18 protein-coding genes are annotated in these 17,568 nt (G+C 56.4%); 14 read left to right on the forward strand and 4 right to left on the reverse strand.

All coding sequences use genetic code 11. The features are described from left to right. The first annotated feature begins 39 nt into the window (after positions 1-39). Entirely contained in the window at positions 40-693 is a 654-nt protein-coding gene (locus V6N04_RS10255) for a YggS family pyridoxal phosphate-dependent enzyme (protein ID WP_371170065.1), read from the forward strand. 60 nt (positions 694-753) lie between these two features. Here V6N04_RS10255 and V6N04_RS10260 read toward each other — a convergent pair whose 3' ends face one another. Together V6N04_RS10260 and ribA are read right to left on the reverse strand one after the other, a co-directional pair. Further along, complete coding sequence (locus V6N04_RS10260; protein WP_371170294.1) at positions 754-1,248, reverse strand: L,D-transpeptidase family protein; 495 nt, start codon at positions 1,246-1,248, stop codon at positions 754-756. A 17-nt stretch (positions 1,249-1,265) separates the two neighbouring features. After that, positions 1,266-2,345 carry a GTP cyclohydrolase II gene (gene ribA / locus V6N04_RS10265; RefSeq protein WP_371170066.1) on the reverse strand — a complete coding sequence of 360 codons (1,080 nt, stop codon included), beginning with the start codon at positions 2,343-2,345 and terminating at the stop codon, positions 1,266-1,268. A 153-nt stretch (positions 2,346-2,498) separates the two neighbouring features. Here ribA and V6N04_RS10270 point away from each other — a divergent pair, with 153 nt between their 5' ends. Next, on the forward strand, positions 2,499-3,185 hold the full coding sequence (locus tag V6N04_RS10270; RefSeq protein WP_371170067.1) for a response regulator transcription factor: 687 nt from the start codon (positions 2,499-2,501) through the stop codon (positions 3,183-3,185). Positions 3,186-3,258: 73 nt separating this feature from the next. Here V6N04_RS10270 and V6N04_RS10275 read toward each other — a convergent pair whose 3' ends face one another. Together V6N04_RS10275 and V6N04_RS10280 are read right to left on the reverse strand one after the other, a co-directional pair. Next, positions 3,259-4,140 carry an amidohydrolase family protein gene (locus V6N04_RS10275; protein WP_371170069.1) on the reverse strand — a complete coding sequence of 294 codons (882 nt, stop codon included), beginning with the start codon at positions 4,138-4,140 and terminating at the stop codon, positions 3,259-3,261. After that, complete coding sequence (locus V6N04_RS10280) at positions 4,137-5,183, reverse strand: nuclear transport factor 2 family protein (protein ID WP_371170070.1); 1,047 nt, start codon at positions 5,181-5,183, stop codon at positions 4,137-4,139. The genes V6N04_RS10275 and V6N04_RS10280 overlap by 4 nt, the downstream gene beginning before the upstream one ends. Before the next feature lie 122 nt (positions 5,184-5,305). Between V6N04_RS10280 and V6N04_RS10285 the strand changes: the two genes are divergently transcribed. From V6N04_RS10285 to V6N04_RS10340, 12 genes are all read left to right on the forward strand, one after another. Next, on the forward strand, positions 5,306-6,355 hold the full coding sequence (locus tag V6N04_RS10285; RefSeq protein WP_371170071.1) for an ABC transporter ATP-binding protein: 1,050 nt from the start codon (positions 5,306-5,308) through the stop codon (positions 6,353-6,355). Between the two features lie 83 nt (positions 6,356-6,438). Next, entirely contained in the window at positions 6,439-7,662 is a 1,224-nt protein-coding gene (locus tag V6N04_RS10290) for an ABC transporter substrate-binding protein (RefSeq protein WP_371170072.1), read from the forward strand. A 68-nt stretch (positions 7,663-7,730) separates the two neighbouring features. After that, positions 7,731-8,756, forward strand: a complete 1,026-nt coding sequence (locus tag V6N04_RS10295) for a carbohydrate ABC transporter permease (protein WP_371170073.1) — start codon at positions 7,731-7,733, stop codon at positions 8,754-8,756. A 1-nt stretch (position 8,757) separates the two neighbouring features. After that, complete coding sequence (locus V6N04_RS10300; RefSeq protein WP_371170074.1) at positions 8,758-9,639, forward strand: carbohydrate ABC transporter permease; 882 nt, start codon at positions 8,758-8,760, stop codon at positions 9,637-9,639. A gap of 175 nt (positions 9,640-9,814) precedes the next feature. Beyond that, complete coding sequence (locus V6N04_RS10305; RefSeq protein WP_371170075.1) at positions 9,815-10,801, forward strand: hypothetical protein; 987 nt, start codon at positions 9,815-9,817, stop codon at positions 10,799-10,801. Next, positions 10,798-11,337, forward strand: coding sequence for an ester cyclase (locus V6N04_RS10310; RefSeq protein ID WP_371170076.1), 540 nt, complete (start codon positions 10,798-10,800; stop codon positions 11,335-11,337). The genes V6N04_RS10305 and V6N04_RS10310 overlap by 4 nt, the downstream gene beginning before the upstream one ends. 13 nt (positions 11,338-11,350) lie before the next feature. Further along, entirely contained in the window at positions 11,351-12,661 is a 1,311-nt protein-coding gene (gene hisD, locus V6N04_RS10315) for a histidinol dehydrogenase (RefSeq protein WP_371170077.1), read from the forward strand. After that, entirely contained in the window at positions 12,661-13,701 is a 1,041-nt protein-coding gene (locus V6N04_RS10320; protein WP_371170078.1) for an ester cyclase, read from the forward strand. The genes hisD and V6N04_RS10320 overlap by 1 nt, the downstream gene beginning before the upstream one ends. Then, positions 13,701-14,465: an SDR family NAD(P)-dependent oxidoreductase gene (locus V6N04_RS10325; RefSeq protein ID WP_371170079.1), complete on the forward strand. Its 765-nt coding sequence runs from the start codon at positions 13,701-13,703 to the stop codon at positions 14,463-14,465. The genes V6N04_RS10320 and V6N04_RS10325 overlap by 1 nt, the downstream gene beginning before the upstream one ends. After that, positions 14,462-15,481 carry a LacI family DNA-binding transcriptional regulator gene (locus V6N04_RS10330; protein ID WP_371170080.1) on the forward strand — a complete coding sequence of 340 codons (1,020 nt, stop codon included), beginning with the start codon at positions 14,462-14,464 and terminating at the stop codon, positions 15,479-15,481. The genes V6N04_RS10325 and V6N04_RS10330 overlap by 4 nt, the downstream gene beginning before the upstream one ends. Then, positions 15,478-16,452, forward strand: coding sequence for a nuclear transport factor 2 family protein (locus V6N04_RS10335; protein WP_371170081.1), 975 nt, complete (start codon positions 15,478-15,480; stop codon positions 16,450-16,452). The genes V6N04_RS10330 and V6N04_RS10335 overlap by 4 nt, the downstream gene beginning before the upstream one ends. A gap of 150 nt (positions 16,453-16,602) precedes the next feature. Then, positions 16,603-17,562, forward strand: a complete 960-nt coding sequence (locus V6N04_RS10340) for a cupin domain-containing protein (RefSeq protein ID WP_371170082.1) — start codon at positions 16,603-16,605, stop codon at positions 17,560-17,562. Positions 17,563-17,568 lie beyond the last annotated feature (6 nt).

A 17,568-nucleotide genomic window follows, 5' to 3' on the forward strand; every position in this document is an offset into this window, starting at 1 on the left:
GGACACCTGTGTTTGAGAATTCCAACCAACGGGTGCCCTATGCCACTTTCAGACATTCAAGATCGGATCGCCAAAGAAGAAACGCGCGTGGGCCGTGACGTCGGTTCGACACATCTGATCGCCGTGTCAAAGGTGCAGCCGGTTGAGCGGGTGGTCGCTGTTCTGGAAGAGGGTCATCGCGTTTTCGGTGAAAACAAGGTGCAGGAAGCTGCTGGCAAATGGCCGGATCTGAAGGCGCAATTCAAGGGCGTCGAATTACATCTGATCGGCCCATTGCAATCCAACAAGACCAGGCAGGCGATGGGGCTTTTTGATGTAATTCATTCGGTGGATCGCCCCAAGCTCGCCCGTGCTATCGCCCGCATTTCAGACGAAGAGGGTCATTGCCCGAAGTTGTTTATTCAGGTGAACACTGGCGAGGAAGCACAGAAAGCAGGCATCATGCCTGATGATCTAGATGCTTTCGTCGTAGAATGTCGGGCACTTAGCCTGCCAATTGTCGGACTGATGTGTATCCCGCCTGTCGAAGAAGAACCGAGCCTACATTTCGCCCTGCTGGCCAAGATGGCAAGACGCAATGGCCTTGACCAACTGTCGATGGGGATGAGCAGTGATTTTGAACGTGCCATTGCACAAGGTGCGACACATGTTCGGGTCGGGTCAGCGATTTTTGGCGATCGTGACTACGGGTAGGGGCGTTGCCCCTCGAGCCTTCGGCTCTCACCCCAGGATATTTCTTGAAAGAAAATAAGTTCAGCGGACGAAGATACGGGTTTGCGAAGTCCAGCGGCTTAGAATCCAACCGAGGTCGCTCGGGGCGAAGGCGAGGCACCCGGCGGTTGGGTGCCGTGGTTTGCGCCATTGGTGGATGAAGATAGCGGAGCCTTTGCCGGGTTGAGCATCCGGCCAGTTCCAATCGCTTATCAGAAAAGTATCATAAAGCCGGGGCGTCATACGCAGCTTTTCATGGCTGAAGGGGTGGTTGCTTGATCTTAATCCATGATTGTACGCGGGATCTTGTGGATCATCCGACCAGATGTCGTGTGGCCCGATTGGTTGGAGTGCAATTGAGCCCACAAACTCGGGTCGTGCGATCCGGTCCGCACGATAACCACCACCCATGATCCGCCAGACGCCCCGGGGCGTGGCCATATCACCCTCGCGTTTGTCATCTGTCATCCCACCGCGCCCAATTGAGACAGGGAAGCGACGTCCCATGAACCGAGCCCCCCAGCGGGTGACGGTCATGTCGTAACGGTTGGGCCTCACAGCAGATGACCTGACTTTGCAGCCTTGGTCGCCAAGTATTCTGCATTGTGTGTGCCTTTGCCGGCTTTCAGGGGCACGCGTTCGGTCACTCTGATCCCGGTGTCTTCCATCCGGGAGACTTTGCGAGGGTTATTGGTCATCAGCCGCACTTCGGAAAAACCCAGAGATTTGAGCAGTTGAGACCCGATGCGGAAGTCGCGTTCATCATCCTCAAATCCGAGCCGGTGATTGGCTTCGACCGTATCAAACCCTTGATCTTGCAGGGAATAGGCGCGCATCTTGTTCGCCAACCCAATCCCGCGACCTTCTTGGTTTAGGTACAGAAGCACGCCCGCCCCTTCCTCCCCCATTCGGGCGAGAGCCGCGTGAAGTTGTGGCCCGCAATCACATTTCAGGCTACCCAGCACGTCACCTGTGAAACACGCGGAATGAAGGCGCGCCAGCACAGGGGTGTCACGAGACGGGCGTCCGACCTCGACTGCGTAGTGTTCCTCACCTCCATCATCGGGACGGAAAATATGCAACCGACCGGCCTCGCTGACCGATAAGGGCAGGCGAGCATGAACGACCGGAGCGAGAGACAACAATTGCAATGTGCGACCATCAAGCTCGACAACCGTCAACGCATTTGCGGATGCCAGCGCTGCGGCGTCTTCGGGCGTAACAATAAGCGCCGACGGCAGAAGCTGCGCAGATTTACACAAAGCAATGGCCTGCGCCTCTAATCGGTCATCGCCGTCACGCTGAGTGCGAAATGGACCTTTCATCGGATGCGTCAGATCGTCGGCGGGGTCAGCGATAGAGGCGATCCATCTGGTATCCGCGCCAGAGGGTAACTCAATCCGGGCCACATGCTCGGAATAGGCGCGCGCCTTCAGGGTTTCGGCTCTGCGTGGGGTGATGGCCAATGACACCGGCCCCAATGCCCGCATCTCGGTCAAGCGGCCGGATGAAAGCGTCTCGGCCGCCGCTGCCAACACTGATCGCCCCTCAAGCCGCAAGACAACCGGCACCCCCATGCGCAAATCGGCACGGGCGCGGGCAATCAATTCCGTTTGATCAGGGGCAAGCGTCATCAGTGTCCTTTCAAGCCCATAACTAGGGCGAACTGTCACGATATGAAACATTTCCCGGTGAATTGACACGAGGACGTGAGAGTAGTGTAGCAACTCTTGTCAATTCCGCGAGCGGACAACAAGTCTTATCCCAAGACGACAGAGGAGGGCGAGATGTCCACGTTAAAAAAGATACTGCTGGTTGATGATGACGAAGATCTGCGCGATGCGCTGGCAGAACAGCTTTTGATGACCGAAGACTTTGATGTGTTCGAGGCCGGGAATGGCTCCGAGGCGATCGTGAAGTCGAAAGAAGCGATTTACGATCTCGTGATCCTTGATGTGGGCCTGCCTGATACTGATGGCCGAGAGCTGTGCCGTGTGATGCGCAAACAGGGCGTGAAATGCCCGATCCTGATGTTGACGGCTCATGACACGGATGCCGACACCATTCTGGGTCTTGATGCAGGCGCCAACGATTATGTCTCGAAGCCTTTCAAGTTTCCGGTACTTCTGGCCCGTATTCGCGCCCAACTGCGCCAACACGAGCAAAGCGAAGACGCTGTCTTCCAGCTTGGACCGTACACGTTCAAACCATCGATGAAGATGCTGATAACCGAAGAAGACCGCAAAGTACGCCTGACCGAGAAAGAGACGAACATCCTTAAGTTCCTCTATCGCTCAAACGACGGTGTGGTTGCGCGTGATGTACTGTTGCACGAGGTCTGGGGATACAACGCCGGGGTCACAACCCACACGTTAGAGACACATATCTATCGCCTGCGCCAAAAGATCGAACCCGATCCGTCGAATGCACGGCTCTTGGTTACCGAAAGCGGTGGTTATCGCCTGAACGCTTAAATGTTCCCTCGTGTCCGGGGTTAAGGACACATCCTCCCTGATGGACTGGCCGGGCCTTGTGCCCGGTCTTTTTTCAGTCACCCATCAGATCGATGGCATAGAACCTTGCTGCGGTCCGTTCAAACACACAGTTTTGGTCAGCTTCGGGCACCAGTGCGGTATAGGCCGACAACAGCGTCTCGTAATCGGAATAAAGTTTATCCACCGGAAAATTGGAGCCGAACATGGTTCGCGTCGCACCAAATTGATCCAAGCAAATAGCGACAATCTTTGAGATACTCTGAGTTGTCCAACCGTGATCAAACATACCCAAGCCCGAAAGTTTGCACGTTACCTGGGGCAGGATTGACAGGTGATGCAAGTGCTTCGCCCATTGCGCGATGCCCTGCTTCGATCTGTCATGCGGCGAACCGGCATGACAAAGGGCAATCTTTGTATTCGGTACCTTCTCGAGAGTTTTCGCAGTCTTCTCCATTAGCTCCGGAATCAGTTGCAGATCGAAGCTCAGACCGCGTTCTCCCGCTTCCCTCAGACCGGCCGCGAACTGGGGATTGTCGAGCAGATCGTTTGTACCGGTCACGGCATCTTCGCCGGGCGCACGTCCGACGATCTGGCGAACCCCAGCAACGGTTGATAATCGCTGTAGTTCATCCAGCTGTTTGTTCAAATCCGGCGCCGTGAGATCACAGAACACAACCTGCTTCAATGGCCAGTCCGGACTGGCATCCGCGATGGACTGCACCCATTGCGCTTCGGCCAGACCATCCTCAGCTCCAACCTGAATATGGACAGATGCGGTAATCCCGTTTTTGCCTGCCTCTGCACGGTATTCTTCGATCAGGTAGTCGCGCTGTATGGGGGAAGGATCACCAAAGAACCGTTCGATGCCGCGCGCCATCAACCAAGGATAATGAACGGCGGACAAGTCCCACAGGTGGTGATGCGCGTCTATCATATGAGTGCCCCATTCACACCTGTCTCCAGTCCCCCAGCGACACCTGTGGTTCGGGTCAGAATATCGATACCTTGCATGTTCCAAAAATGCAGAAGGTCGATAAATATCCAGTTTTCAGTCAGCTTGTCACCAACACGTCGATAGATATCGATCACCCGCATATCGCCGGGTGTGGTGGTGGCGGGCATGCCCATGAAACCGCCAGCTGGCGTCAACGTCAGGTTCGGCCAGCCAAAGAAACCACCGATATGACCTTCTGCGATGCGGCAGATATGGCCGTTGAACGTACGGTCTTTCAGCCCTGCGCGGAATGGGCCGGAGTGCTGCTGGGCATAGCGTTCGATTGTATAAGTCGCTCCGATCCCAGCGGGTCCCCACCAGATCATATCCTCGTTCCAACTGCGACGCAGCTCGTCGACCAAAGGCTCTTCGATCCCGCCGCGCCAAGTCTTGATATCACTTACCATGTGGTCAATTGCAGCCAGTGTTTTGCTCCCTTCTTCAGGGTCCTGAGCGTCGAACATCAAACCCTCGTGGGTCATTGGCCCGGGTTGAACAAGATGGGCGGCAGTTTGGGGTGGGAACGGTTCTAGTCCGGCCTGCATCATCAAGTGCGGAATATCGAAATACATCGCTGTTTCAGTGATTTTCCCGCTCTCGACCCGATGAAATTCGCAGTAGCGTAGCATGACGATCTTAGCTGTGGGTGGAATGCCGAGCCAAGGTTGGTCAAAAAGGCCCATCAGATGACCCATCGAGACGACCCAGACACCGCCATGCGCTTCGATCGTATTGCAACCAGCCATGAAGATATCCATGCGCCTTTGCATGTGCGTCAGACTGGTTCTCAGTGGCTTCCAGAATCGGTTCGCGACCTCCTGGGCATCGCGCATTTCATGAAACGGATGGAAGCCACGCCAGAGGTAATCGGGTGCGATGAACCGGTCCTGGACTGAGCGCAAGTCATCTTGGTTCGCAGCATCCAGTTGGGCATAGTAATCCCTAACCAGTTGTTTTTCATGTTGAAAGGATATTTTGCCCATTGGTCCAGTTGCCTTGCTCGAGTCATTTTTGCATACGTTTGCAAAAATACATTGCCAAAACGAGGACCTCGAGTCTAGCATATTGCAAACGTATGCAAACGATTCCGCCCGGGGGAGGAACCATGGCCGAAATTCAACTGCGCAATCTGTCCAAGCGTTGGGGAGCGTTCGTCGGTGTCGACAATTTTGACCTGACCATCGCCGATAAGGAATTCTTGGTTCTTCTGGGCCCATCGGGTTGCGGCAAGACCACGACAATGCGGATGATTGCGGGGCTAGAGGACGTCACCGAAGGCGATATTCTGGTCGATGGCGAACGTGTCAACGATCTGGAGCCAAAAGACCGGGATGTCGCCATGGTGTTCCAAAGCTATGCGCTTTACCCGAACATGAACGTCTACGAAAACATCCGCTTTCCGCTGAAAGTGCGGGGTATCGATCCCAGCTCCCACGACGAAAAGGTCCGCCGTGCAAGTGCAATGGTAGAGTTGGACGATTTCTTACATCGCAAGCCCGCCGAACTGTCGGGCGGTCAGCGCCAACGTGTCGCTTTGGCCCGTGCCATTGTACGGGAACCAAATGTGTTTTTGATGGATGAGCCTCTGTCGAACCTTGATGCGAAGCTTCGCGTATCGACCCGCGCACAGATCAAGAACCTTAGCCACGAGCTGGCCGTGACCACGATTTATGTAACCCACGATCAGATCGAAGCGATGACCCTTGCCGACCGTGTTGTTGTGATGAAACAGGGCATCGTGCAACAGGTCGGCAGCCCAACCGAAATCTACGACACACCCGCAAACGCCTTTGTCGCAAGCTTCATTGGCAGCCCCGCCATGAACCTGATGGATGGCGAGCTGAGTGATGGAGTATTCCGCGCAAAGAATACCGAGATATCAGGCCTAAACGGCCCTGATGGCAAAGTCACTTTGGGATTCCGTGCCGAGGATGCGAGTGTTGTTGAAAGCGGTGGCGAGATCAACGCGCCGATATACACGATGGAGCTTTTGGGCGACGCCACCATGGTCTCGGTCCGTATCAGTGGGGCGTTGGTCAGCGTGAAAGCCGACAAGACCTTCCGTGCGGATATCGACGACGCCGTATCCATCCATGTTCACAAAGATCACTGCCATCTGTTTGACGCAGAAACAGGGGCACGCATCGAGGGCTGACGCCCTCGCAACCTCCCGCAACGCGGGACAACGGGGTGCGGTCTTCGAAGTCGCACCCATCCAATAACAGGGAGAGAGACGAGATGTTTCTGAAACACGCAGCACTGGCCAGTGGTTTGGCCTTGATGGCTGGAACAGCCGTGGCAGATTGCCAGATTTCCGGTCGTGTCAGCATTGTGGGCAACGAATTCCCCGCAATTCACTCGGTCGCAGATGACGCCAAAGCCTGCTCGGGCGGCGATGTCAAAGCCAACCTGACATCCGAGCACCAAACGATCAACGTGGCAGGTATGTCAGGCAATCCGGCAGAGTATACCACCGCTGTCATCGCCAACAGCTCAATCGCCGCGTTGATGAACGAAGGCGTCATTCGCCCACTTGATGATTTGGTGGCGGAATATGGTCAGGCGCTGAAGCCAAGCCAGCTGATCACTGTCGATGGCAAAGTAATGGCCGTGGCGTTCATGGCGAACGCACAGCACTTGGTGTACCGGGCTGACATCCTGGACGAAGCAGGGCTGGAAGCCCCGAAGACCTATGAAGAGATGCTGGAAGCCGCCAAAGTGATCCGCGAGAAAGGTCTGCTGGAATACCCATTGGGCGGTGCCTACAAAGCGGGCTGGAACCTGGCTCAGGAATTCAACAACATGTATCTGGGCTTCGGGGGTGAGTTCTTCAAACCCGGCACAGCCGAGGTTTCGATCAACAACGAGGCCGGTATTGCAGCGCTTGAGACGATGAAAGCGCTTAGCGAATATATGAACCCTGACTTCCTTACCCACGATTCCAATGCGACTTCGGCTGAATGGAAAGCTGGCAATGTCGCACTGATGAACATGTGGGGATCACGGATGGAACCCTTGAAAGATCCCGAGCAGTCCACCCCAGAAGTGGTTGCGGGCACGACGTTGTCGGGGCCGATGACCGTTGGTGGTGGTGACACACCAGCCACGACCCTGTGGTGGGACGGTTGGACCGTGGCCAAAAACATCTCGGACGAAGATGCTGCGGCAACCTTCCAAGCGATGATGAACGGCATCGATCCTGCAAATCTAGATGACGAGAAATCGCTCTTGGCCGTTTGGCTCACAGATGGCTACACGCCAACACCAGCAGCCGTTGGTGTGATCGAGGCCGTGAACATGCAAGCCAAGCCTTACCCCATGTTGCCATATATCGGTCTTTTGCACACCGCCCTTGGCGCCGAGATCGTGGACTTCATGCAAGGCAAGGAAAGCGCAGAGCAAGCGCTTCAGGATGCCGAAGCAGCTTATACCGCTGCGGCGAAAGAAAAGGGCTTCCTCTAAAGCCTGCTCCTCGTCTGGCCAGAGCCCCTCTGGCCAGACACCCCTTCACCGAGACGCGGTTCTGATCCATGAAACATCGTACTTTCTTTTGGTTCTTTCTGCCCACTGGGCTGGCAATGCTTCTATTCATTGCGTTCCCGATCATCTCGGTGATCACGCAATCGATGCACACGCCACACGAGGCCGTGCTCGTCGTGACTGAAAACTGCGGCCCGTTTGGCTGCAAACAAGAAACGTCTGTAGACCAAGACGCGACCGAGGCTTTACGCGCTGCAAATCCTGTTGGCAGATTCGTTGGGTTGGATATTTATCTGGACCGCGGGCACTTAGCTGTGAGCGAAGTGGCCCAAGCCTGGCGCACATCCGACGGAGTAGGCGACTTCTTCAAGAAGATCGGCAACCTGCCGCTGTACCGCGCGCTGGCATTCACGTTGACCTACACGTTCACCGTAACGCCCCTTTTGATTATTCTAGGCTTGATAATCGCGCTGACCGTGAACTCGCTTCATCGCCACTTAAAGGGGCTGGTGATTTTCTTCTCACTTCTGCCGATGATCGTGACTCCGCTTATCGGGTCGCTGATCCTGTTCTGGATGGTCGACAGCCGAGGCATTCTTGGATCCGCCCTGCAATGGCTTGCCAATGATCCCAATCTGTCGCTGAAGGCGTCCACTGGACTGACATGGATCATGTTGATCGTGTACGGCGTCTGGCATTCTGCCCCATTTGCTTTTGTGGTCTTCTATGCGGGGCTGCAAACTCTACCTCAGGACCAGCTTGAAAGCGCCCAGATCGACGGGGCAAGCCGGTGGCAGCAGGTGCTTTATGTGATCGTGCCACATTTGATGCCGCTGGTTACATTCGTGGCGCTGATTCAGCTGATGGACAACTTCAAGGTCCTCGAACCCATTGTCGGTTTTAACGCTGAGGCACATGCCACCTCGCTTAGTTGGATCATTCTCAATGACCTTGGTGGCGAGACCCGCCAACTGTCCGCGGCCTCGGCCACATCGGTTTTGACCATCATCGGCGTCGCCATTTTGCTGTCACCCGTTCTGGTGCGCACTTGGCGCGATTTCAAAGGAAAGACCTGACATGGCCAGCAAAGCACAAAGAATGCCCATTGGGCTGCGCGCCACTTCCACTGCCTTTGTTGTGGTCTGGCTGATCCTTGCCGCTTTTCCCTTTCTTTGGACCCTTTGGGGATCGTTCAAAGTCGAGGTCGATTTCTTCTCGATCGCTGACTGGACAGACGCTCTGACTGGCGAGAAAACCAAAGCCACCCACGGCTCGGCCTTTACCGTTGCCGGCTATGAAGGTGCTTGGGTAAAGGAAGAGTTCTGGCGCGCTGCCATCAACACGGGAATTGTGTGTTTCTTTGTTGTCCTGATCTCTCTGACAATCGGAACATTGGGCGGCTACGCGCTATCTCGGTCCGGATACCGATATACATTCTGGTTGCTGATCACTGCTTTGATCTTTCGCGCAATGCCACCAGTGACGCTGGTTTCAGGTTATCTATTGCCGTTCTTTGAGTGGAACCTATGGGGCATCCTGCCCACCACCATCATCGTTCTTGTGGCGATCAACCAACCGTTCACATTGTGGATGCTACATTCATTCTTTCAAAACATTCCGAAAGAGCTTGATGAAAGCGCCAAGGTCGACGGCTGCACCCAGTTTCAGGCATTCCGTAATGTGATCATTCCAGTGATGTGGCCAGGCGTGATCACCACAGGGCTCTTTAGTTTCCTGCTGGCTTATAACGACTTTGTTGTGACCACGATGCTCTTGTCTAAGGAAAACCAGACCATGGTTCCGAAGATCGCAAGCTTCCTTGGAACCACGCAGACCGAAGGCAACGTGATGTTTGCAGTGGCGGCCGTTGTATCCGCGACCGCGCCTCTGTTCATCCTTGTCATGTTCTTCCAGCGTCAAATCGTTGGCGGCCTGACCGCCGGCGCGGTCAAAGGGTGACGATGTGGGAGGCTGTCATCCTCAATCAGTCAATGCCCACGCGCGCAGCGCCGGCTTGAGTGTTGCCGCGCGCCGAGCACGAAGACCGGGGCGGATTCCATTTGCATCGACGCGGGCCGGGCCGGGTGCCCACACCGTCGACGCAAATAGAGTTCCAGATTAAGAGGACAGCCCAGTGAGCGCCCCCGATCGAACCCCTTACCTTGAGTATGCCGCCGCGCAACGCCACCCCGGCGACTTCGCACCGGCAATCGAGTGTTTCTTTTCTCCCACGGCCCAAATCAATGTGGTGCACCCGTTCAACGAAACCGGCAATGGTGGCGGCTATCATGATGCGGTGATTGCAACGCTTCAGGCAGCCTTTTCCGGTCTGTATCGCCGCGACGATATTGTTATGGCAGGCCAGTTTGAATATGACGACTGGATCACCGCCACCGGGTATTACTGCGGCTGTTTTGACAAGGACTGGATCGGCATTCGTGCCACTGGCCGTTTGGCCTATCTGCGATACGGCGAGTTTCACCGGATGAAGAACGGTGCCGCGGTGGAAAGCTACATCTTTCTTGACCTCCCGGAATTGATGATCGCATCGGATCAATGGCCTATTTCAACCGGGCCGGGCGACAAACGTGGGTATACCGGTCTGATCCAAGGACCGGCCACGCAAGATGGTGTCATGACCGCGCCGAAGGACCCGGCAGAGAGTGCAAAAAGCTACCAGATCACCTCGGACATGTTGCTTAAGCTGGCGACCAAAGACGAAGCCTGGCGGCCTTATTGGCATGAAAACATGATGTGGTACGGCCCCGGCGCATTCGGGTCGTTCATTGGCGTTGAAGATTTCGCCTCGTTTCAGGTGCCTTTTGAAGGCCAGTTCGACGAATGGTCGGGCGGATCAAAGAACAATGGCATGACCCGCCACTTCACCCGCATGGGCGAAGGAAACTACTCTTGCTCGGGGGGATGGCCATCGTTGACTGGTATCAATGTCAAATCGTTCCTTGAACAGGAACCGACCGGCGAGCGGGTCTTCATGCGTGTCTGCGACTGGTGGCGTCGCGAGGGTGATTTACTGGTCGAAAACTGGGTCTTTGTGGATGTTCCCCATGTGCTCAAACAGCTCGGTTTTGACCTATTTGCAGAAATGGAGAATGCAACATGAAGGGTTTCCGTCCCGAACAAGCGGTCTTAACCCGCGACACGGACATGTCGAAGACCGAAGACACCCGCCGGGTGATCGAAAGCATGGTGGATGGGCTGAATGACCACCGTATCAACGATATTGGCGAGTTTTTCAGCCAAGGGTTCCGCTGGATGGGAAATCAGGGATGCGGAACAAAGACGGGCCTGAAAGAGTTTCAAGACAACTGGCAACGCCCCTTCCAAGCCGCTTTTTCTGACAAGACCTGCATAGACGAGGCGCGCCTTTACATGGGCGAATGGGCTGCTGCTTTTGGCCGTCAGGAAGCCACCCATTCAGGCGAGTTTCTGGGCATCGCCCCCACCGGAAAACGCGTCGAAATCCGCTATATGGATTTCTGGAAAGTGGTGGATGGCAAGATTGTCGATAACTGGGTGAATGTGGATTTCGCCCACGTGGCCGCGCAGCTTGGCGTGGATCTGTTTAACGGTGAAGGCTGGGAAGCTTTTGACCGGGGCGACCGTGCTGCCCCAACCCCCGAAACGCGCCCGAACTGAGCGAGGAAAAACAATGACAATAGAACACCTCAAACGTGGCAAACCCGAAGCAGATCGCGCCGAAGATGACGCGAAAACCGCCGCGGTTGTGGCCGCGACGTTGAAGGATATTGAGACCCGTGGCGACACCGCCGTGCGTGAGTTGGCCAATAAGTTCGACGGCTACGATCGCGACAGCTATCGCCTGAGCCAGGACGAGATCGACGCGCTGATTGCCAAGGTTAGCCCGCGCGATCTGGAGGACATCAAGTTCGCGCAATCTCAGGTGGTCAACTTCGCACAGGCCCAGCGCGATAGCATGCTGGATATCGAGGTCGAGACCATGCCCGGCGTCATTCTGGGCCATAAAAACATCCCAGTGCAATCCGTCGGCTGCTACGTGCCGGGTGGCAAGTTTCCAATGGTCGCCTCGGCCCATATGTCGGTCGCCACCGCCAAAGTGGCTGGCGTCCCGCGCATCATCGCCTGCACCCCACCATTTAATGGTGAGCCGAACCCCGCTGTGATTGCCGCGATGCATCTTGGTGGCGCGCATGAGATCTATGTCCTTGGTGGCATTCAAGCCGTCGGCGCCATGGCGCTGGGCACCGAAACCATCGACCCGGTTCACCTGCTGGTCGGACCCGGCAACGCGTTTGTCGCAGAAGCCAAGCGGCAGCTATTCGGTCGCGTTGGCATCGACCTGTTCGCAGGTCCGACCGAAACCATGGTGATCGCAGACGAGACCGTCGACGCCGAGATGTGCGCGACCGACCTGCTGGGTCAAGCTGAACACGGCTATAACTCGCCCGCCGTTTTGGTGACGAATTCGCGCAAACTGGCTGAAGATACGTTAACCGAAATCGACCGCATCCTAGAAATCCTGCCTACCGCCGGCACAGCTGGCGTGAGCTGGCAGGACTACGGCGAAGTCATCCTGTGTGACACCTATGACGAGATGCTGGAGGTCGCGGACGACATTGCATCCGAGCATGTGCAAGTGATGACAGATCGCGACGATTGGTTCCTTGAAAACATGACGTGCTACGGCGCGCTGTTCCTTGGGCCGCGCACCAACGTCTCAAACGGAGACAAGGTGATCGGTACCAACCACACCCTGCCCACGAAAAAGGCCGGGCGTTATACGGGCGGGCTTTGGGTTGGCAAATATCTGAAAACGCACAGTTATCAAAAGATAACTACGGATGAGGCCGCCGCCAAGATCGGCGCCTATGGCTCGCGGTTGTGTCTGTTGGAAGGCTTCGTCGGCCATGCCGAGCAATGTAACCTGCGTGTACGTCGCTATGGTGGGCAAAATGTCCCCTATGGCGAGGCCGCCGAGTGATGAGCCGCGTCGCGCATCTCAGATCATTGATCGCGCCCTTACGTGGGGCGATGGCGGAGTTTTCCGAGGATGGTGTGCGCGCAGCGATGGAAGGTGTTTTGGCCGACACAGCAAACGTACAGCTGGCGCATCCGCTGGGCAACATGTCGGGTGCCGAGCTGTATGATTGCGCATTTGCACCACTTTTTGAGGCTTTACCTGACCTTGAGCGCCGCGATCTGATCGTCGTTGTTGGCGATGATGGCGACGGCGATTGGGTCGGTTGCATGGGGCACTATATGGGCACGTTTGTCGCGCCGTACTTAGATATTCCCCCGACTGGCCACCTTGCCCATATGCGATTTCACGAGTTTTTTCGCTTTGAGGACAACAAAATCGTCGAGGTTCAGGCAATCTGGGATCTGCCTGAACTTATGATGCAAGCGGGCGCTTGGCCGATGGCGCCAAGCCTTGGGCGCGAGTTCTGCGTGCCTGCCCCGATGACCCAGGATGGACTGTCGGCGCATGATCCGGGCACCAGTCAGACCAGTCATGATCTGGTGATCGAGATGCTCACCAACCTGTCGCGTCATCCCTCCGAAGGTGGCCCCGAGATTATGCAGGCTGAGCGCTTCTGGCATCCGCGCATGAACTGGTATGGACCGGCGGGCATCGGCACGGCGCGTGGCATTGCAGGTTTCCGCAACTGGCATCAGATACCGTTTCTAAATGCCCTGCCGGATCGCAAGGGTGGAACAACCGGGACACTACGCGCGCATTTCTTTGCCGAGGGGAACTATGTCGCCGTGACCGGGTGGCCCAACATGCAGATGACAGTTACTGGCGATGGCTGGCTTGGCATCGCGCCAGCTGGGCAAAAGATCACTATGAAAAGCCTCGATTTTTGGCGTGTTGAAGGCGATCGCATCCGCGAAAACTGGGTGCTTGTCGATCTGCTGGACGTCTATGCCCAGCTGGGCGTAGATGTGTTTGCCCGTCTGCGCGAGTTTAACAAAGCGCGCGTCCCCGGCCGCATTCAATACCTAATAGGAGCCGCCTGATGTCCCTGCCCAAAACCCCTTCATTCCGTCTGGACGGCAAGCGCGCCCTCGTCGCAGGTGCCAGTTCCGGCATCGGCTTGGCCTGCGCTGCTGCGTTGGGCGAGGCAGGGGCAGAAGTCACATTGGCCGCTCGCCGGGCAGATGTGCTGGACAGTGTGGTGGCCGAGATGAACGCCGCAGGTATGTCCGCGCGCGCGCTTCCATTGGATGTAGCAGACGTGCCCGGAACCCAAGCTGCGATAGCAAATAGCGGCCCTTTTGATATTCTTGTCAACTCAGCCGGATTGGCCCGTCACAGTCCAGCCGACAAGACAACCGAAGAAGATTTCGACGCCGTCGCGAACTTGAACGTAAAGGGAGCATATTTCCTGACGCAGGCGGTCGCCAAAGGATTGTTGGCCGCAGGGAAACCCGGCAGTCTGATCAATATTTCATCCCAAATGGCCCACGTCGGCGGGTTGGATCGCGCGGTCTATTGCGCCACCAAACACGCGGTCGAAGGGTTCACCAAATCGATGGCAATCGAGTGGGGCAAGGCGGGCATTCGCGTCAACACAATCTGCCCAACGTTCATCCTGACCGATCTTACCCGATCTACCTTCGAGCAACCCGACAAGCGCGCGTGGATCGAAGATAAAATCAAACTCGGCCGTGTGGGCGAGGTCGAGGACATTATGGGCGCTGTGGCATATCTGGCATCGGATGCGTCGTCGCTTGTGACCGGCACGGCGCTCATGATCGACGGAGGATGGACAGCGGAATGAGCACAACCAAAGTCACATCCCAACAAGTCGCCGAACGTGCCGGTGTCAGCCAGTCGGCGGTCAGCCGGGTGTTCACTCCGGGCGCATCGGCGTCGAAGAAAACGGTCGAAAAGGTGCGCAAAGCGGCAGCCGATCTGGGATATCGGCCCAACGTTTTGGCCCGTGCAATGGTGTCTGGTAAAAGCCGGATCATCGGGCTGGTCGTCGCCTATCTGGAAAACCAGTTCTATCCGGAAGCGCTTGAAAAGCTGTCGAACGAGCTCCAGCAACGCGGCTATCACGTTCTGATCTTCTTGGCCGAGCAAACGGCGGGAAATATTGACGCCGTGGTAGAGGAAATCCTTGATTACCAAGTGGATGGGATCATCGCGGCATCGGTTGCGATGTCTTCGGACTTGTCCGAGCGTTGTCGGGCTGCCGGCGTGCCCATGGTTCTGTTCAATCGAAGCCAGGATGACCCGAACATGTCTGCCGTAACCTCGGACAACTATGCCGGAGGGCGTAAGATCGCCGAGTTCCTACTGGCCGCCGGGCACCGTAAAATCGGTCATATCGCCGGTTGGGAAGGGGCTTCGACCCAGCGCGATCGTGAGGCTGGATTTATCTCGGCATTGGCCGAAGCAGGTGTCACCCTGCATTCGCGGGCAGCGGGTGAGTTTACAATGGAAAAAGCCGCCGAGGCCACGCGCACCATGTTTGCCTCCGACCCACCAGAGGCGGTTTTCGTGGCCAACGATCATATGGCCATTGCCGTAATGGACACGTTGCGGTTCGAATTGGGATTGAACGTGCCCGAGGATGTCTCGGTCATCGGCTTCGATGATGTGCCCGCCGCTGGATGGCCAGCTTATAGTCTGACGACTGTACGGCAACCTGCCAATCGCATGGTTGCGGACACGGTCGAAATCCTGCTCGACCAGATTGAAAACAAAAGCGACGAACCACGCCGCATTGCCATTGACGGCCCTCTGATCCTGCGCGGATCGGCCCGTATTCCAGAAGGATGGACCACATGAAGGGGTTTGACCCGAAATTCAACGATTTCCCGGACTACATCCTGCAGATCACCCGCGAGATTTGGGAGGATCGTGGCATCGCCACGCTCAACCACTATTACACCGAAGACATCCCAATGCGCTTCCCAGAAGGCGTCTCGATTGGCAATCAGCGCACGATGAACGGCACACTGGCCACCTTGGCGGAATTCCCGGATCGCGAGTTGACCGGCGAGGATGTGATCTGGTCAGGAAACGAGGATGAGGGCTTCCTGTCCTCACATCGTCTGCTGACTATGGGCACGCACACGGGCGGGGGCTATTTCGGCCCGGCAACCGGCAAGCGGTTTGTGATCCGCGCCATTGCCGACTGTGCTGCGATCAATGATCAGATCAACGATGAATGGCTGATCCGCGACACGGCGGGCATCGTCCTGCAACTTGGGATGAAGCCGAAGAAGTTCGCCCGCGACCTGATCAAGCGTGAAGGTGGGCCCGAGAATTGCGTGAAGCCGTTTTGCCCAGCAGTGGATGTCGAAGGCCCCTACAAAGGGCGCGGCAATGACAACGAATGGGGCGAACGGATGTCCGACATCCTGACCCGAATGATGGACAAAGATTTCGCGGTGGTTCGCGCGGAATATGACCGGGCGGTACAGACCGAACACCCGGCATCTACCACGGTGCATTCCTGGGCGGATACCGAAAAGCTGTGGATGGGTTTGCGCGCGTCTTTCCCGACCGCTGAGTTCAAGATTGAGCATCAGATCGGCCGCGAAGACCCGATGCTATCACCCCGCGCCGCCGTCCGTTGGAGCCTGCACGGCAAGCACGACGGCTGGGGTATGTTTGGGCAACCGACGGGTGCGGATGTCTACGTGATGGGCTTCACCCATGCCGAGTTTGGCCCCTACGGGCTGCGCCGCGAATGGTCGTTGTTCGACCATGTTTCAATATGGAAGCAGATCTTGATGCAGACAGGCGCGTGCTAGATGGCCGTACGACACTCATATCTGGATGGCAGTCAGGCAGCGCGGCGGTTTCACACCCATCGCGCCAGCCTGCGCGCGCGTCGACTGAACAACCGTCCTCCCAGCGGTCGGGTTTGAGCCACTCAAACCCAAACCAAAGGAGACAAAACAATGAGTAATATCGAAAACCGCATCGTTCGCTACGGCGATCTGAAACCCTGCAAAACCGCGTTTATCGACGCCCACACGCCGGGGTCGGATCAGAAGGAGAATTTCACCATCATCGGTGGTGGTGTTTCTGAAAGCCCCGATCAGCATGTGCATATCGCTGACCAAATTGGGTTTAATATCGGGGCCGCTGGGCAACCTCCGCGCGTGCGCAATTCGCTGCACGACCACAACACAGCCGAGGTCTTCTTTGTCCTGAAGGGCAAATGGCGGTTCTTCTGGGGCCGTTGGGGCAATGCAGGTGAGGTGACACTGGAAGAAGGTGACATCTTCAACATTCCCACCGGTATTTTCCGCGGATTTGAGAATATTGGCACCGACTACGGAATGATTATGGCGGTTCTGGGCGGCAATGATGCTGGCGGAGGCGTCCATTGGGCCCCTCAGGTGATCGAGGATGCTGCAGATCATGGCCTCGTGTTGGGCGAAAACGGCGTGCTTTATGACAGCAAAAAGGGCGATGAACTGCCCCACAACGTTAATCCCATGCCGCTCATGTCAGAGGAAGAACTAGCCAAGCGCGGCGAGCCAACCACAGCGAACGTTTTGCCAAATCACGTCGCACGCTACTGGGACCTGATGGCTTTGTCGGACAACCAGCCCGCCAAGGTGATTGGTGCCGATGCCCTCTTGCGCGATCGCCCCGGTTTCGAGGTCGATTTCTTATCGTGCAACTCGATCACGTCCGACGTTCATACCCACGATCAGAACACCGTTCTGATGCCCGTGCGTGGACACTGGAAAGTGCGCCTTGAAGGGGAAGAAAGCGTCCTTAATCCGGGTGACACTTGTCTGATCAAAGCAGGCGAGGCGCATTCCGTCGCACCTTCGATGACCGGCGAAGCATGCCTCTATCGCATCCGCTCCACAGACGATCCTGCTGGCCTGACCGGCGCAACATAATACACT

The sequence above is a fragment of the Aliiroseovarius conchicola genome (genome assembly GCF_041403445.1).
Taxonomy (GTDB): domain Bacteria; phylum Pseudomonadota; class Alphaproteobacteria; order Rhodobacterales; family Rhodobacteraceae; genus Aliiroseovarius; species Aliiroseovarius conchicola.

What these genes read in the sequence shown, in the direction of transcription:
- V6N04_RS10325 (WP_371170079.1), top strand. Translation starts at nt 13,701, where the DNA reads ATGTCCCTGCCCAAAACCCCTTCATTCCGTCTGGACGGCAAGCGCGCC.
- V6N04_RS10255 (WP_371170065.1), top strand. Translation starts at nt 40, where the DNA reads ATGCCACTTTCAGACATTCAAGATCGGATCGCCAAAGAAGAAACGCGC.
- V6N04_RS10275 (WP_371170069.1), bottom strand. Translation starts at nt 4,140, where the DNA reads ATGATAGACGCGCATCACCACCTGTGGGACTTGTCCGCCGTTCATTAT.
- hisD (WP_371170077.1), top strand. Translation starts at nt 11,351, where the DNA reads ATGACAATAGAACACCTCAAACGTGGCAAACCCGAAGCAGATCGCGCC.
- V6N04_RS10270 (WP_371170067.1), top strand. Translation starts at nt 2,499, where the DNA reads ATGTCCACGTTAAAAAAGATACTGCTGGTTGATGATGACGAAGATCTG.
- V6N04_RS10295 (WP_371170073.1), top strand. Translation starts at nt 7,731, where the DNA reads ATGAAACATCGTACTTTCTTTTGGTTCTTTCTGCCCACTGGGCTGGCA.
- V6N04_RS10310 (WP_371170076.1), top strand. Translation starts at nt 10,798, where the DNA reads ATGAAGGGTTTCCGTCCCGAACAAGCGGTCTTAACCCGCGACACGGAC.
- V6N04_RS10300 (WP_371170074.1), top strand. Translation starts at nt 8,758, where the DNA reads ATGGCCAGCAAAGCACAAAGAATGCCCATTGGGCTGCGCGCCACTTCC.
- V6N04_RS10260 (WP_371170294.1), bottom strand. Translation starts at nt 1,248, where the DNA reads ATGACCGTCACCCGCTGGGGGGCTCGGTTCATGGGACGTCGCTTCCCT.
- ribA (WP_371170066.1), bottom strand. Translation starts at nt 2,345, where the DNA reads ATGACGCTTGCCCCTGATCAAACGGAATTGATTGCCCGCGCCCGTGCC.
- V6N04_RS10290 (WP_371170072.1), top strand. Translation starts at nt 6,439, where the DNA reads ATGTTTCTGAAACACGCAGCACTGGCCAGTGGTTTGGCCTTGATGGCT.
- V6N04_RS10330 (WP_371170080.1), top strand. Translation starts at nt 14,462, where the DNA reads ATGAGCACAACCAAAGTCACATCCCAACAAGTCGCCGAACGTGCCGGT.
- V6N04_RS10340 (WP_371170082.1), top strand. Translation starts at nt 16,603, where the DNA reads ATGAGTAATATCGAAAACCGCATCGTTCGCTACGGCGATCTGAAACCC.
- V6N04_RS10335 (WP_371170081.1), top strand. Translation starts at nt 15,478, where the DNA reads ATGAAGGGGTTTGACCCGAAATTCAACGATTTCCCGGACTACATCCTG.
- V6N04_RS10280 (WP_371170070.1), bottom strand. Translation starts at nt 5,183, where the DNA reads ATGGGCAAAATATCCTTTCAACATGAAAAACAACTGGTTAGGGATTAC.
- V6N04_RS10285 (WP_371170071.1), top strand. Translation starts at nt 5,306, where the DNA reads ATGGCCGAAATTCAACTGCGCAATCTGTCCAAGCGTTGGGGAGCGTTC.
- V6N04_RS10320 (WP_371170078.1), top strand. Translation starts at nt 12,661, where the DNA reads ATGAGCCGCGTCGCGCATCTCAGATCATTGATCGCGCCCTTACGTGGG.